The organism is Lentzea rhizosphaerae (genome assembly GCF_042649515.1).
Lineage (GTDB): Bacteria > Actinomycetota > Actinomycetes > Mycobacteriales > Pseudonocardiaceae > Lentzea > Lentzea aerocolonigenes.
Map to the genome: position 1 here is coordinate 271,969 of NZ_JBHRZI010000036.1, position 14,659 is coordinate 286,627.

Sequence of the window (14,659 nt, forward strand, 5' to 3'; positions counted from 1 at the left end):
GAACCGCGATGATCGAACCGTTCGAGGACTTCCGCAAGTCGCTCTCGTCCGTCAAGTACGCCTCGCTGCAGGAGAGCAGCAGCGAGGTGAAACCGGACAACGACTCGTTCGACCAGATGCGCGAGTTCCTGCTCAGCCGCTACGACGGCGTGGACGTGCGGCACAGCTTCGTCGAACCCGGCGGCGAGGTCGTGGACTGCGTGCCGGTCGAGCAGCAGTTCGCGTTGCGCGACAGCAGCGAGGTCCCCGAACCGCCCGACCCGCCTCTGGAGCTGACCGGTGGCGACCACGACGACCCCGCCCTGGGGGAGAGCAGACCGATCCCGCCGCCGCTGAGCCCCGAGAACCACGACGACTACGGCAACCAGAGGTGGTGCCCGCCCGGCACGGTCCCGGTGCTGCGCCACAACCTCGAACGGCTGGCCGCCGACCACTCCACGTTGGACGACTTCCTGATCGGGCCGAAGGCGGGGGACAACGTGCGCCGCCACGCCCAAGCCAGGCAGGAGGTGCCCAACCTCGGTGGCGCGAGCGACGTCAACATCTGGCCACACAACCTGACCTCGCCGACACTGCTGTCGTCCGCGTCGCAGCAGTGGTACTCGACCGGGATGCTTCCCTTCGTCACCTTGCAGACCGTGGAGTGCGGCTGGCGGGCCGGGGTCATCGCCGCTCCGCCGAACGTCGTCCACGACACGCTGCCACGCCTGTTCGTGTTTTACACCAACAACAACTACGCCAAAGGCGCGAGCTTCTACAACGACTACAGCCCAGGCGGTTTCGCCTACACGCCTGGCGCCAACCACGTCCTGCACGGCGCGATGACACCGGTGTCGCAGACGGACGGCACCCAGTGGCACGTCCGGATGGGCTTCACGCTGACGCAGAACCGGTGGTGGTTCCACGCCAGCGGTGTGTGGGTCGGCTCCTACCCCGCGAGCCTCTTCTCGAACGGCACCCTCGGATCCGGTGCGTTCCAGGCGTCCTTCGGCGGGGAGACCACCACCGGGTTCAGCTTCTTCCCGCCGATGGGTTCGGGCCGGTTCCCGTCCGAGGGCTTCGGCAAGGCCGCCTACCAGCGACTGATCGGCGTCAACAACACGGCGGGCATCCCGGTCGCGGCCCAGCTCGTTCCGGGAGAGGTGTCGCCGGGCTGCTACCGGGTGGCGATCGCGTCGAGCACGGACAGCGCGTGGGGCACCCACATCTTCTTCGGCGGACCCGGCGGGACGAACTGCCCGCTGTGAGCCTCGTCCGGCAGTCGGTCAGGAATCGAGAAGCACCGGCTGCCGGGCCGCACCTACCGTTTCCGGCATGACCTCAATCGACGCGATCATCCTCGAAGTGGCCGACCTCGCGGCCGCCGAACGCTTCTACGCCAAGGCTTTCGGCCTCGGCCCCCAGCTGCGCCTGCGCGAGTCGCAGGAACCGACGACCGGCTTCCGCGGCTTCACCCTGTCCCTCGTCGTGTCGCAGCCCGCCGACGTCAAGGCCCTGGTCGGTGCCGCGGTGGACGCCGGCGCCACGGTGCTCAAGCCCGTCTCGAAGTCCATCTGGGGCTGGGGCGGTGTCGTGCAGGCCCCCGACGGCACCATCTGGAAGATCGCGACCTCGGCGAAGAAGGACACCGGCCCCGCCACCGGGCAGATCGACGACGTCGTGCTGCTCCTGGGCGTCACCGACGTGGCGGCGACCAAGCAGTGCTACCTCGACCAGGGCTTCACGGTGGAGAAGAGCTTCGGCCGCATGTACGTGCAGTTCGCGTCCTCCGGGCCGGTGAAGCTGGGCCTGTACCGGCGGAAGGCGCTCGCCAAGGACGCCGGCGTGTCCCCGGAGGGCTCCGGATCGCACCGGATCGTCGTGAGTGGTGCGACCTCGTTCACCGACCCGGACGGGTTCGCCTGGTCAGGGCAACCGGTCGGCCAGCTCGGCGCGTGATCCGGGTGCGGCGAGCGGGCCGGCCGCCCGCTCGGCCTGCGGCCGCCGCCCACCGCCGGGCATTACTCGGGTGACATGCTCCCAGGCCTCAGCCGGACGAGCGGTCGTCGGCCGCCGCCGTCTGCGTGAGCACCGCGACCGTCTGCTCGAGCCCGCGCTGCACCTCGTCGCCCTGCGCCTCTCGCACGCTGTGCAGGCTCACGGTGATGCGCGACCGTCCCGGCGACAGCTCCTCGACCTGGAGCTCGCCGTGGTAGTCGTCCGGTCCCTCGGCTCCCCACTCGAGCGTGCGGCGTTGCGCGTCGGGCCGCACCCACGCCTCGCCCTCGACGTGGTGGCCGTGCACCTCGGCCTCCACGTGGACCTGGTCACCGCCCTCGGGTTCGGCGGCCGTCATCTGCGGAAATTGACATCCTCTCCGTCCTGAAGGGCGACGGAGATTCCTTCCACGCTGCGCGTGGACCGCGCGGCGTCCGGGTGGGTTACCGCTTCACGGCGCGGTGCCAGCACACGTGCTGGTCTTACCCGCGCTCCACGGTCGTTTGAGTTGTCCGCCTGCCCGGCGGCCAACACATTCCTGGCAGCATTGACGTCCCGGTCATGAGTCGCGCCGCACAGGCACGTCCACGACCGCACGGACAGCGGTTTCGGCCCGTCGACCCGCCCGCACTCCGAGCAGGTCTGCGACGTGGGTGTGAACCGGTCGATCCGGGCGAATACACGCCCGTGGCGTACAGCCTTGTACTCCAGCATGCCGGTGAAACCGGACCACCCGGCGTCGTGCACGGACTTCGCCAGCCGGGTCCGGCCGAGACCGGCCACGCACAGGTCCTCGACGTACACCGCTTGGTTGTCGCGGATGATCGCCGTGGACAGTTTGTGCTGCCAGTCCCGCCGCGTGTCGGCCACCCGCGCATGCGCGCGGGCCACCTTGGCGACAGCTTTTCTGCGGTTGTTGGAGCCCTTGGCCTTGCGGCTCAACGACTTCTGCAGCCGCCGCAGCCTGCGCGCCGCCTGCCGCAGGAACCTCGGCGCGGCCACCTTCGTACCGTCCGAAAGCACCGCGAAATGCGTCAGCCCCAGATCGATACCGACCTCCGACCCGGCCACCGGCAACGACTCGTCCCGCCCCGCGGTGACGACGAACGAGGCGAAGTACCGGCCTGCCGCGTCCTTGACGATCGTCACCGAGGACGGCTCAGCCGGCAGCTCACGCGACCAGCGCACGGGAAGGTCACCGATCTTCGGCAACCGCAACCGCCCGTTGCCCAGCACCGTGAACCGGGCGTTGCGCGTGAACCGGATCGCCTGCCGGCTGTCCTTGCGGGACCGCAACCGCGGCGGCGCCACCTTGCGGCCCTTCCGGTTACCCGTGACCGAGGCGAAGAAATTGCGGTACGCGGTGTTCAGATCCGCCAGCGCCTGCTGCAACACCACCGCCGACACCTCACCCAGCCACGCCCGCTCTGGCGTCGCCTTGGCCAGCGTGATGACTTGCTTCGACAGTGCACCGTCCGAGGGGTACGGCTCACCGTTCTCGTGCGCTGTCCGGCGTGCGCGCAGCGCGTCGTTGAACACCACCCGCGCACACCCGAACGCCCGCGCCAACGCGTCCCGCTGACTGGGCTCCGGGTAGACGCGAAAGTTGTACCGCAGCTGCACAACCGGACCGTATCGGATTGACCCAAATGGCAGATCTTGCGGGTGTTCGTACTGGTCGGCACAGTCTTTCGCTTCGCACGCACATGATCTTCGTTACGAAGGACCGGCACAAGGTGTTCAGCAACCGGCACCCGACCCGGCCGGAAGAGATCATGCGAGCGGTCTGCGTCGGCTTCGGCACCGAGCTGGTCGAGTTCAACGGCGAGAACAGCCACGTGCACCTGCTCGTGAACTTTCCGCCCACGGCCGCGATCTCGAAGCCGGTCAACTCCCTCAAGGGCGTCTCCTTCCGCCGGATACAACAGGAATTCCCCGAACTCGCCCGCCACTACTGGCGGGCACAACGACTCTGGTCGGGCTCCTACTTCGCAGGTTCGGTCGGTGGCGCCCCGATCTCCATACTGCGCCAGTACATCGAGCAGCAAAACCGACCGGTCCAGGACACGCTCGGCCGTCACCGGCCTCCCACGCGGGACCTCACCACGGGGCTGAAGCCCGGCGCACTGACCCGCATTACCGGTAGCGCGGCAGGTTCCTGGGCTCGGCGAGGAACCCGAACAGCGTGTCGGCCGGGATGTCGGCCTCAGCCGTGTGCGTGTAGGTCGTCATGGCGGTCCGGGTACCCGGACGTCCGGGCGGCGAACACGTCACGGGTCCGCGCCACCTGCTCGTGCCAGCCGCGCTGGTCACGCCGGAACACCGGGACGACGAACGTGCCGAGGACGAACCAGGCCACGACGACGAGGTCGAACCTGCCGATGCCGATGATCGGCGACACCACGGCCGCGTAGGCCACCAGACCGGTGACGCCGAGCAGTTCCCGCAACGCGAGCTGCAGCGGGTTCGCCCGCGAGCCGTCCTCGGCGCGGATCCGGTAGCCCAGCAGCACTCCGCCGACGGTGTTCCCGTTGGCCACGGCCGGCACCACGACGCGGAACACGACCAGCACGCACACCGCCCACCGCGGATCGGAGTGCAGGAACAGCTTCGCGATCACGATCACCAGCACGAGGTCCGCGACCAGCCCGAGCAGCCTGCGGGGCACGGTCACGGTGCCGGCGGGCGCGGTCGAGTCGTCCGGGTGCGGAACCCTCGGCACCACCAGCGCGGCCGGCGCCACCATCCACCCCAGCAACGCGCCGAAGGTGTTCGACATCAGGTCGTCCACGTCGGCGATCCGGTACGGGCACGGGTAGTAGCCGAGGTTGCCGGTGTACTGGACCACCTCCACGGCCAGGGACAGCGCCAGGCCGATCGCGACGACGGCGAACGCCCCCTTGCCGTACGCCTTGCGCAGCACCACTCCCAGCGGCACGAACAGCGCGACGTTGAACAGCTGCTGGAGGAACGCCTGCGAGGTCACCATCGCCGTGATGCCGGAACGCCCGTTCGCCGCCAGGTTGTTGTTCATGTCCGTCCACCACTGGAACGGCACCGTCGAGAGCATCTGCTCGCCCCGGCACACCTGCGCGGCCGGGAACGGCAGGAAGATCAACGCCAGCGCCACGAGCCCGTAGAGGAGCAGGCCGTACAGCACGAACGCCCGCCGCGGTTCCACCCGCCCGAACCGGTAGTAGTGCAGCGACACCAGGGGAACGAGCACCAGCAGCCCTGTGCCCACGAACGCCAGGAACCCCGTTCGTGCGGTCTCCCAGTACGACACCATCATGCTTTCACCGCTCCGACTCGTGCTCCCACACCGAGCGCTCTTGTGCCCGTTGGCGCCACCCGGCCAAACCACGTCCGGTGAAGATCCGTCGGACGGCGGCAGCGGGTACCGCCGGTCGGTCCCAGGTTTCGAGCACACCGAACGCGGGTAGGCGGTCGGGGTGCGAACGCGTCGACGGGCGGTGCTGATCGGCTTGGGGGGCGTTGCTGCTCGCCGTGGTGCTGATCGTGTCCGGCCCCGGACACCGGGACAGTTCCGGTCCACTGTGGAGACGAGCGTGCAGAACGCGGTGCCCTCGGTCGGCACCGCCTGCATCACCGGGCAAACGGCCCTGGGAGGCAACACGTTCGGCCCGTACGAGTCCACTGTGCTCGAAGACGCGCGCAAGAGCGTGGCGGCCGCGATCTCGGACATCGCCGAGTCGCAGGTGCACGACCAGAGCTCACGGGACCTGCGGGACGAGGTGCTGCCGCTGCTGCAGGACTCCGCTCGCCTGTTCGGTGACCTCGACGCCGGGCTGGAGGACGACGACCGGGCCGCGGCGACCGGTGCGGTGGACGGGCTCGCCGCGGTCGGGGACGAGCTCACCACGGTGCTGGAGGGCCTGCGGTGAAACGCTTCCTGGCCGTCACGCTCGGCATCCTCACCGCGATCGGCGGCTTCGTCGACATCGGCGACCTGGTCGCGAACTCCGAGACGGGTGCCCGGTTCGGCATGCGGCTCGCCTGGGTCGTGGTCGTCGGTGTCGTCGGCATCTGCCTCTACGCCGAGATGTCCGGCAGGGTCGCCGCGGTGAGCGGACGTCCGTGTTCGACCTCGTCCGCGAACGCCTCGGACCCCGCGCCGCGTTGGCGAACCTGGCCGGCTCCTACCTCGTCACGCTGCTCACGCTCAGCGCGGAGATCGGTGGTGTGTCCCCGCGGTGGCGAGGACGCCTGCTCGGGTTCGAGCGGCCCGGCATCCAGCCGCCGTGGCTGCTCGAACGGATCGAGCGCGTGCTGCACCGCGGGACTCACGAGGTGGAGTGGGACGACGTCGACTGGTCCTCGGCTACCTGAGCTCGTAGGCGCGCAGGACGGTCTGCTGCACCGAATTGTCCTCCGCGTCGGTCGCCGTGGCGCGCAACGACACCGTGCGAGCGCCCGGCGGGTGGTGCAGAACCGCGTCCCAGCCCGTCGCGGACGGCACGAGCTGCACCGGGAACCACGTCGTTCCTTCGTCGTACGAGGCGAACACGGAGATGCCCATGACGACGGACGGCGGTGCGCCCGCGAGCCGTTGCACGGACACCGGAACGCGGAACTCCTGGCCCACCGGTGCCGTGTTGCGGTCGTCGACCGGCGGCGCGAACCGGATCACCTGAAGCGGCAACGGGATCTGCGTCGAGTCGTCGACGTGGCCCGAGTGGAACGTCCATTCGGCGTTGATCCGCGACGACAGCGGTAGCGACGACTGCTCGGCCTCCACGACGAGCCGGTAGCGGCCCGGTTCGGCCGGGATCTGGGCCCAGGCGCTCACGTTGCCGAACGGGATCGAGCCCGGCCCGATGAGCTCGTGGTCGCGGAACAACGACACCGTGCCGGTCATGCCGGGCAGGTAACCCGAGTGGTCGGGGGACTGGTCGCCGTAGAGAGGGATCTGGAAGAGCACGGTGTCGCCGTAGCGGTAGGCCGTGCTGTCCACGGGCGCGAGGCTCGGCCCGAACACGGCGGCGTTCCACCGTTCGGTGCGCGGGCCTGCCGTCGGGTACGTGGTGTTGGCGATCTGCTGCGACAGGAACATCTCGCCGTCGCTGTTGTAGGTGTTGAAGTACGTGTACCAGGTCCACGGCCCTGGCGAGCGGTGTTCGGTCCGCGTGCTGGGCAGCGGCACGGTCAGCGAGGTCCACGGCACGACGAACCACCCGTCGGAGATCGGGGAGATGGTCTTGACGGCGTGCTGCTTTGCGGTGCCCTGGACGGCGTTCCTGGTCTCGACGGCCGCGAGCTGGTCGTCGTGGACGGCCCACTCCGGCGCGGGAACGTCGCCGACGGACGGGAACACGAGGTGGTAGGTGTCCTTTTCGGACACGAGCACCGTGCCGAACGTGCTGCGGCACTTCGCGTCGATCTCGTCCTTCGCCGGTGCGACGCGGAGGTCGGTGAGCCGCGGTGCCGAGGCGCTGAACATCGCCTTGCCCGCGGGCGTGTCGCAGGCCAGCGTGATCATGCCGCCCAGGTCGGTGCTCCCGGTCCGGTCCACGGTGACCTGGGACGGACGGGCGGTCCTCGCGTCGAGGGCGAACGTGCTGTCCCTGCCGACGGAGACGAACCGCACGACCGCGGACACCTGCCAGGTGTCCGGCTTCGATCCCGGCTCGAAGACGTTCGTGGCCAGCAGGTGCCGTCCCGCCGGAACCCGTGCCGAGAGCCGGCCGTCCTCGCGCTGGATGAACTGGCAGCGCTCGCCGGTGTCGAGGCTGACGCAGATCGGGTAGCCCGTCACGCGTTTGCCCGTGCTGTCGAGCGTCACGAGGTCGATGACGTGGTGCGGCACGGCCTCCTTGGTCAGCGCGACCGGGACCCGGACGACGTCGTCCACAGAGGACCCCACCAGCCAGCCGCCGTAGTTGCCGGGCGGTGCGGACGCCTGCGTCCGGGCCCGCACGGTGACCTGGGCGCTACCCGTGGCCGGGACCGTCACCTGGTCGGTGTCCGTGCCGAACATTCCTGCCGGGGCGGGGTTTCCGCTCGGGTCGCGCACGTCGAGGGCGAGTTTCAGGGTGACCGGTGCCGTTCCGGTGTTGTGCACGGTCACGACTTGTTGCTGGTCCTGGTCGTGCACCGGGCCGAAGCTCACCGCACCCGGCCTCGCGTAGGTGTGCTGGCGGACCAGCCGTGCGACGTCGACCCGCCCGGCACCCTGCGCGTACACGGTCTCGCCCGGCAGCGCCTTCGCGGTGCTCATGAGGGCGGCCTTCAGCTCCGGTGCCCGCCAGCCGGGATGGCTCCCGGCCAGCACCGCGGCGGCCGCGGCGACGTGCGGCGCCGCCATCGACGTGCCCGAAGCCGTGGTGTAGCGGTCGTCCACCGGTGCGCCCATCTCGGTGTCCTTCGCCCGTGCCGCGGTGATGTCGACGCCAGGGGCGGTGATGTCGGGCTTGAGCAGGCTGTCGAACGAGCGGGGGCCGCGAGCGGAGAAACCGGCGACGACGTCCTGCTTGGTCACCGCACCGACGGTCAACGCCTCCCGTGCGGCGGCGGGGGAGCCCAGCACGGCCGGGTTGTTCCCGGCGGCGACGACGAACAACGCGCCGGTCTGCTTCGTGAGACGGTCGACGGCGACCGACATGAGGTCGTCGCCCGCGCTGGGCACGCTCGTGCCCAGGCTGAGGTTCACGACCCGCGCGCCGTTCTCCGCCGCCCACTCCATCCCCGCCACGACCCAGGAGACGTAGCCCGAACCCCAGTCGTCCAGCACCTTGCCGGACAGCAGCGACGTGGCGGGCGCCCCGCCGCGGAACCGGCCGTCCGACGCGGTTCCGGTGCCGCGGATGATCGAGGAGACGTGGGTGCCGTGGCCGTACCGGTCGGCCGTCCCGCTGGTGCTGCCGGTGAAGTCGCGTTCCGCCACGACCGCGCCGGCCAGGTCGGGGTGGTTCACGTCCACGCCGGTGTCGAGCACCGCGACCGGCACGCCCCGGCCGGTGTACCCGGCCGACCACGCCGCCGGCATGCCGATCTGCGGCATGCTCTCGTGCAGCGAGACCTGGACCTTGCGGTCGAGCCACACCTTGGTGACGTCGGCGCCGGTGAGCTTCGGCCAGAGGTCCGCCGTGCGGGCTTTCGGCACCTGCACAGCGGTTGCGGGCAGGCTCGCGAGCCGTTGAGAGTGTGGCAGCGCGGTCTTGTCGCCGTGCTGCACCACGAGCCGCAGTTCTTCACCCTGGGCGAGCAGTTCCGGCACGTCGAAGAGCTGCTCGTCGAGTTTGCCCGCCGCCACGAGCGGTGCCGCGTCGGACGGAATGACGTAGTGGTGCCCGGAAATCCCGTACTGCACGAACCGGATCCCGTCGCGCCCGTTCCCCGGCTGCGGCACGTAGACCGAGGAGCCGCCAGGAATCTTGCGTTCCAGCACCTGGTCGCCGGTGACCAGCGTGACAGATCTGTCCTGTTCGGACGGTGGGACCTCGCCGGCCGGTGCCGCGGCGGCGAGGGACATGATCAACCCGAACCCGGCCGCCAGCGTTCGAAGTCGTCGCATGTCGCCGGTCTACGTCACCCGGCGCGATCGTGGAGGGGCCGGAACCGACTGGCCCCTTACCTTCGTGCGGCCTATTGGTGTAGACCAATTCGGTGAGCACCACTGGAGGTGGGTGACATGCCGAGATTCACTCGGTTCAGCCTGGACGGCGTCGAGAGGTTGAGCGCCGTGGACGGGTACCACTGGACGGACCCGTCGGTCACGCTCGTCCGCGTCGACGCGAAAGGCGTTGTCCGGCAGGCGAAGTCGCTGGCCGAGAAGCGCGCCATGCTCGTGGTCGCCTCCGAGAACGACCTCGTGCTGGCCGGCGGACACGACGTGGTGGCCGTCGACGACCTCGTCGCGGCACGTGCCGTGCTGGCGGGCTGGCGGAGGTGACTCAGTCGTACCTCGGCGGAGACGTCCAGGCCACGAAGTTCGCGAAGAGGGCACCGAGGATCACGAAGCCCAGGATGACGCTCCACACCCAGTGCGCCTCGTCGTTGTCCGCCAGCGCGGCCTCGGTCACCTTGCCGTCCTGCAGGTCGTAGCGGACCGTCACGCGCTCACCGGGCTGGCGTGCGGGTCCGTTCTCCGACAGGGTCGCGACCTGCTTCGAGCCGTCCGGGAGCGGGAACTCGACCTTGACCGAGACGCTCTTGCCCGACTTCAGGCGCTCCTGGACGGTGCCCTCGGTGCTGGCCCACGACCTCTGCTCGGTGGACGCCTGGATCACGCCCACGAGCCCCCAGACCGCGCCCACCAGCAGGACCCCGGCCATGAACCGGCCGGTCCCCGACTTCAGCTTCGCCACCACGCCTCCCTCGTCCGCAACATCGTTTCGCCGACCCCGAACGTGACAGGTCAGTTCTCCGGAGGCGGTGCGCCCACGCCCCGGTACGCCATGCTCTGGCTGTAGACGATGCTGGTCGTGGTGCTGCCGAACGCCATCAGCTCGTCGACGACCTTCTCCAGGTGCGGCATCGACGTGGCGGCGACCTTGAGCGTGTAGCAGTCCTCGCCGGTGGTGCGCAGGCACTCCAGGATCTCGGTGCGTTCGGCGAGCAGCTTGTGCAGCGGCTGGTGCTGGTTGCCGGGGTACTTCAGGCGCACCACGGCCAGGACGCCGTAGCCGGCCTTTCCGAGGTCGACACTCGCGTGGTAGCCGGTGATGACGCCGATGCTCTCCAGGCGCTTCACGCGTTCGGTGGTGGCCGAGGCGCTGAGGTTCACCCGGCGGCCGAGCTCGGTGATCGGGACCCTGCCGTCCTGCTGCAGCTCGGCCAGGATCGCCCAGTCCGTGAGGTCCAAGGTCTCGGTCATACGGGCAAGTTACCGTCAAATCCACGGTCTGCGGCGTTGGATGCCGTGAAGAATCCCTTCACCGGCTGCTTCGGGGGCCCTAGCCTTGATCACGTGTTGATCGGCGTGAACGTCCCGAACTTCGGTCCCGGCACCAGCCCGGCCGTGCTGCGCGAGTGGGCGCGGACCGTGGAGGGTCTGGGCTTCGACCTGCTGATGATGTCCGACCACGTGGTGGTGACCCCCGACGTGGCCTCGCAGTACCCGGCACCGTTCTACGAACCGTTCACGGCGCTGTCGTGGCTCGCCGGCGTGACCGAGCGGATCACCCTGGGCACGACCGTGCTGATCGCGCCGTACCGGCATCCGCTGCTGGTCGCGCGGATGGCGGCGAACCTGGCCGACCTGAGCGGCGGCCGTTTCGTGCTCGGGCTCGGAATCGGCTGGGCGCGCGAGGAGTTCGCCGCTTTGGGCGTGCCGTTCGAGCGTCGCGGCAAGCTCACCGACGAGCTGATCACGACGGTGCGCGAGGCGTGGCGGGACGAGGGCTACCGCGCGGGCGACATCCCGATCTGGGTCGGCGGCCACAGCGACGGCGGCCTGCGCCGGGCGATCCGGCTCGGCGACGCCTGGCACCCGTTGCGGCAGACACCCCAGGTGTGGCGGGAAACGTTGGCACGGCTGGAAACTCTGTCTTTGGAGGAGGGACGCCCGCGACCCGCCCTGGCGCCACGCATCCTCCTGAGACTGACCGACCAACCGCTCGCCGACCGCAGGCTGGGCGAGGGCACGCTCGAGCAGGTCGTGGGGGACCTGCGCCAACTGCGAGCGGACGGAGCACACGCCGTGGTGCTCGACCCGTTCGCGGGCGATCCGGAGGAGACGCGGCGTCCGGACGTCGCCTGGGACGCACTGGCCGCAGTACGAAAGGACTTCACGTGAACGAGGAACACCTGCGCCGGGCGATCGCACTGGCGGCCGAGGCACGCGAAGGCGGCAACCCGCCGTTCGGCTCGCTGCTGGTCGGCCCGGACGGCTCCGTGCTCGCGGAGGAACGCAACTCCACCATCACCGACGAGGACATCTCGGCCCACCCCGAGCTGAAGCTGGCCCGCTGGGCGGCCCGCTCCCTGGACGCCGCCACGGCCGCCGGCACCACGATGTACACGAGCTGCGAGCCGTGCGGCATGTGTGCGGGCGCGCTGGCCCGGTCGGGAATCGGCCGCGTGGTGTTCGCGTTGTCGGGCGACCAGCTGAACGGCTTGAAGACGTCGGGCGGCTTCCCGGCCGTGCCCACCGACGGCCCGTACTTGTACGACGAGGCGAAGGTGCCGGTCGAGGGCTACTACCCCTGACGGTTTGCCGCAACCGTGGCGGGGTAGGGACAGTCCATGCGTCTGGGCGTACTGGACATCGGATCGAACTCGGCACAGCTGCAGGTGGTCGACGTCCGCGCGGGCGCACCACCGCTGCCGGCGCACTGCGTGAAGGAACCGACCCTGCTCGGCGAGGCGATCGACGCCGACGGCTCCATCGACCAGGCCGGCGTCGAACGGGCGGTGCGGGCGGTCAAGGACGCGGTCGCGGCCGCCTACCACCACGGCGTCGACCAGCTCTACACGTTCGTCACCTCCGCCATCAGGGACGCGACCAACCGCGAGGAGATCATCGACGAGATCCAGCGCGTGGTCGGCATCCGCCCGCAGTACCTGTCAGGCCAGCAGGAAGCCCGCCTGACCTACGTCGCCGCACACCGCTGGTACGGCTGGTCGGCTGGACGCTTGCTGCTGCTGGACATCGGCGGCGGCTCGATGGAGATAGCCCTGGGCCGCGACGCCGAGCCCGAGTTGGCGTTGTCGCTGCCCGTGGGCGCGGGCCGCCTGACACGAGCCTTCCTGCACCACGACCCACCGCGCCGCGGCCAGCTCAAGGCGTTGCGGCGACACGTCCACGACACCCTCGCCGAGGTGGTCGACCGGCTGCGGTGGGAAAGCGTGCCGCAGCGCGTGGTCGCGACGTCCAAGACGTTCAAGCAGCTGGCTCGCCTGGCTGGGGCACCGCCGCAGCGGGAGGGGCCGTTCGTTCGGCGCACTTTGCACGTCAGCGATGTCCGGGAGTGGATTCCTCGGCTGGCCCAGCTGTCGGCCAAGCAACGGGGGCGGCTGCGCGGGGTGTCTCAGCCTCGCGCGCGGCAGATCCTGGCCGGGGCGGTGGTGGCCCATTCGGCCATGTCGGCGTTGGGGGTTGAGCAGGTGCGGATCTGTCCGTGGGCGTTGCGGGAGGGGATCATGCTGCAGCACCTCGCGACCATGGCGGATGCGGAGGTGGCGTTGCCGTTGCAGCCGCTGGTTCGGCTGCCTGAGGCTGCTGATGCGACGGTTACGCCGTTGCACGGGGACCCGGTGTAGGGCTCGGGGCCGGGCGAGTCGCTGAGGTCCGGCAGCTCAGGTCTGGTGCCGCGGGGTCTGGTGCCGTCGGGTGGTGCTGTGGGGGCTGGTGCCGCGCGCATGCTGCCGCAGCATCTGGCGTCGCGGGTCCGCTGCCGTTCCGCTCGCTCAGCTCCGGTACCGCAGGATCCCTTCGACCCCTTGCAGGAACGTCTCGCAGATCGGCGCCGGATCGGTGAGGCAGCCCGCCGCCATCGCGCCGTCGCGCAGCATGACGAAGTGTCGTGCGGCGGGGCCGGGTGAGCCTTCTCCGGTTCGAGCCAGCAGGTCTGTGACGGTGTCGAGGAACCACTGCCGGTGTGCGAGGACTGCCTGGTGCACCGGGTGTTCGGGGTCGGGGTATTCCGCTGCGGCGTTGAGGAAGGCGCAGCCGCGGAAGCCTTGTGAGCGGATGCCGTCGGCGATCGACCTCGCTACGGCTCGCAGGACGTCGGTCGGGTCTTGCATGGTGTTGCGGGCGGTTTCCACCTGGGTGCGGATTGCCTGGTCGGCGAAGTCCAGGTAGGCGACGAGCAGGTCTTCCTTGCCGGGGAAGTGGCGGTAGAAGGTCGCGCGGGTCACGGACGCCTCGGAGATGATCCGGTCGACGCCCACCGAGTGGAGGCCCTCCGAGTAGAAGAGGCGGCTTGCTGTGGTCAGCAGTCGCGATCGCGCTTCGGACACGTGTTGTTCCCCTTCGTCGTGGTGGCCACGTTAGCAGATAGAACGTTCGGTCTTGACGTGGGCGAGTGGGGCTGCGATGGTCGATAGGGAGACCGAACGTTCTATCTACTCGGAGAGAGTCATGAGCACCATTGCCCTTCAGGACAGCGGGACCGCACTGCGGCGCCTGTACTTCGTCCGCTTCGCCTTCGCCCTGGTCTGGGCAGGGTTGCTGTTCGCGACGGCGTCCAGCCTCGGGCCGGTGAGCGTCGCGCTGCTGGTGCTGTACCCGGTGTTCGACGTGGCCGCCGCGATCGTCGACCTCCGCGCGTCGAAGGAGACGAGGGCGGGCGCCGGGCTCTACGTGAACGTCGCGATCAGCCTGCTGGCCGCTGCGGGTCTTGCGGTCGCCGCGTCGTCGGGGATTCCCGGCGTGCTGCGGGTGTGGGGTGCGTGGGCGATCGTGGCGGGGCTGGTGCAGCTCGGCGTCGGTGTCGTGCGGCGGGGCATGGGCGGGCAGTGGCCGATGATCCTCAGCGGTGGGATCTCGGTTCTGGCGGGAACGTCGTTCATCCTCCAGGCCGGGGCGGACGGTGCGACGCTCGCGAACCTGGCGGGGTACGCGTTGATCGGTGGGATCTTCTTCCTGGTGTCGGCGGTGCGGTTGCGGCCTGGGGTGGCCAGCGGGCGCTGAGCGTGCGGCGTCGGGTGGGGCACGCTCACCAACTTCGCCCCACCCCGCTTCCCGCTCCACCCCACTTCCCGCCCCACTCCGCGT

The 14,659-nt window shown here is 69.8% G+C and carries 16 protein-coding genes and 1 pseudogene; 10 read left to right on the forward strand and 7 right to left on the reverse strand.

Annotated features, from left to right (window positions below; translation table 11 throughout):
• The first annotated feature begins 8 nt into the window (after nt 1-8).
• Nucleotides 9-1,247: a neprosin family prolyl endopeptidase gene (locus tag ACFOWZ_RS38855; RefSeq protein WP_382378955.1), complete on the forward strand. Its 1,239-nt coding sequence runs from the start codon at nt 9-11 to the stop codon at nt 1,245-1,247.
• Between the two features lie 67 nt (nt 1,248-1,314).
• Entirely contained in the window at nt 1,315-1,938 is a 624-nt protein-coding gene (locus ACFOWZ_RS38860; protein ID WP_382378956.1) for a glyoxalase, read from the forward strand.
• An 88-nt stretch (nt 1,939-2,026) separates the two neighbouring features.
• On the opposite strand, the gene ACFOWZ_RS38865 is transcribed toward ACFOWZ_RS38860, so the two are convergent.
• The gene (locus tag ACFOWZ_RS38865) at nt 2,027-2,335 is read right to left on the reverse strand and encodes a hypothetical protein (protein ID WP_382378957.1); all 309 of its coding nucleotides are present in this window, start codon (nt 2,333-2,335) and stop codon (nt 2,027-2,029) included.
• Nucleotides 2,332-3,600: an RNA-guided endonuclease InsQ/TnpB family protein gene (locus ACFOWZ_RS38870; RefSeq protein WP_382378958.1), complete on the reverse strand. Its 1,269-nt coding sequence runs from the start codon at nt 3,598-3,600 to the stop codon at nt 2,332-2,334. The genes ACFOWZ_RS38865 and ACFOWZ_RS38870 overlap by 4 nt, the downstream gene beginning before the upstream one ends.
• Before the next feature lie 26 nt (nt 3,601-3,626).
• On the opposite strand from ACFOWZ_RS38870, the pseudogene tnpA reads away from it, so the two are divergent.
• Nucleotides 3,627-4,034: pseudogene (gene tnpA, locus ACFOWZ_RS38875) on the forward strand (IS200/IS605 family transposase); the annotation flags it as partial.
• A 149-nt stretch (nt 4,035-4,183) separates the two neighbouring features.
• On the opposite strand, the gene ACFOWZ_RS38880 reads toward tnpA, so the two are convergent.
• The gene (locus ACFOWZ_RS38880) at nt 4,184-5,269 is read right to left on the reverse strand and encodes a VanZ family protein (protein ID WP_382378959.1); all 1,086 of its coding nucleotides are present in this window, start codon (nt 5,267-5,269) and stop codon (nt 4,184-4,186) included.
• A gap of 277 nt (nt 5,270-5,546) precedes the next feature.
• Between ACFOWZ_RS38880 and ACFOWZ_RS38885 the strand changes: the two genes are divergently transcribed.
• Both ACFOWZ_RS38885 and ACFOWZ_RS38890 read left to right on the forward strand, forming a co-directional pair.
• Nucleotides 5,547-5,882 (forward strand): hypothetical protein, encoded by a 336-nt coding sequence (locus ACFOWZ_RS38885; protein WP_382378960.1) that lies wholly within the window; start codon nt 5,547-5,549, stop codon nt 5,880-5,882.
• Between the two features lie 193 nt (nt 5,883-6,075).
• Nucleotides 6,076-6,327 carry a hypothetical protein gene (locus ACFOWZ_RS38890; protein ID WP_382378961.1) on the forward strand — a complete coding sequence of 84 codons (252 nt, stop codon included), beginning with the start codon at nt 6,076-6,078 and terminating at the stop codon, nt 6,325-6,327.
• Here the strand turns inward: ACFOWZ_RS38890 and ACFOWZ_RS38895 are convergent.
• Entirely contained in the window at nt 6,320-9,511 is a 3,192-nt protein-coding gene (locus tag ACFOWZ_RS38895) for a S8 family serine peptidase (protein WP_382378962.1), read from the reverse strand. The genes ACFOWZ_RS38890 and ACFOWZ_RS38895 overlap by 8 nt on opposite strands.
• A 117-nt stretch (nt 9,512-9,628) precedes the next feature.
• Between ACFOWZ_RS38895 and ACFOWZ_RS38900 the strand changes: the two genes are divergently transcribed.
• On the forward strand, nt 9,629-9,889 hold the full coding sequence (locus tag ACFOWZ_RS38900) for a hypothetical protein (protein WP_382378963.1): 261 nt from the start codon (nt 9,629-9,631) through the stop codon (nt 9,887-9,889).
• Nucleotide 9,890: 1 nt separating this feature from the next.
• On the opposite strand, the gene ACFOWZ_RS38905 is transcribed toward ACFOWZ_RS38900, so the two are convergent.
• Entirely contained in the window at nt 9,891-10,304 is a 414-nt protein-coding gene (locus ACFOWZ_RS38905; RefSeq protein WP_382378964.1) for a DUF3592 domain-containing protein, read from the reverse strand.
• Nucleotides 10,305-10,354: 50 nt separating this feature from the next.
• Nucleotides 10,355-10,813, reverse strand: a complete 459-nt coding sequence (locus ACFOWZ_RS38910; protein ID WP_382378965.1) for an Lrp/AsnC family transcriptional regulator — start codon at nt 10,811-10,813, stop codon at nt 10,355-10,357.
• Nucleotides 10,814-10,906: 93 nt separating this feature from the next.
• Here ACFOWZ_RS38910 and ACFOWZ_RS38915 point away from each other — a divergent pair, with 93 nt between their 5' ends.
• Genes ACFOWZ_RS38915 through ACFOWZ_RS38925 form a run of 3 tightly spaced genes read left to right on the forward strand, consistent with a single transcriptional unit; the run spans nt 10,907 to nt 13,200 of the window.
• Nucleotides 10,907-11,734, forward strand: coding sequence for an LLM class flavin-dependent oxidoreductase (locus tag ACFOWZ_RS38915; protein WP_382378966.1), 828 nt, complete (start codon nt 10,907-10,909; stop codon nt 11,732-11,734).
• Nucleotides 11,731-12,147 carry a nucleoside deaminase gene (locus tag ACFOWZ_RS38920; protein ID WP_382378967.1) on the forward strand — a complete coding sequence of 139 codons (417 nt, stop codon included), beginning with the start codon at nt 11,731-11,733 and terminating at the stop codon, nt 12,145-12,147. The genes ACFOWZ_RS38915 and ACFOWZ_RS38920 overlap by 4 nt, the downstream gene beginning before the upstream one ends.
• Before the next feature lie 36 nt (nt 12,148-12,183).
• On the forward strand, nt 12,184-13,200 hold the full coding sequence (locus tag ACFOWZ_RS38925; protein ID WP_382378968.1) for a Ppx/GppA phosphatase family protein: 1,017 nt from the start codon (nt 12,184-12,186) through the stop codon (nt 13,198-13,200).
• Nucleotides 13,201-13,347: 147 nt separating this feature from the next.
• On the opposite strand, the gene ACFOWZ_RS38930 is transcribed toward ACFOWZ_RS38925, so the two are convergent.
• Nucleotides 13,348-13,902: a TetR/AcrR family transcriptional regulator gene (locus tag ACFOWZ_RS38930; RefSeq protein ID WP_382378969.1), complete on the reverse strand. Its 555-nt coding sequence runs from the start codon at nt 13,900-13,902 to the stop codon at nt 13,348-13,350.
• 121 nt (nt 13,903-14,023) lie between these two features.
• Here ACFOWZ_RS38930 and ACFOWZ_RS38935 point away from each other — a divergent pair, with 121 nt between their 5' ends.
• Nucleotides 14,024-14,575: a hypothetical protein gene (locus ACFOWZ_RS38935; protein ID WP_382378970.1), complete on the forward strand. Its 552-nt coding sequence runs from the start codon at nt 14,024-14,026 to the stop codon at nt 14,573-14,575.
• Nucleotides 14,576-14,659: the final 84 nt, after the last annotated feature.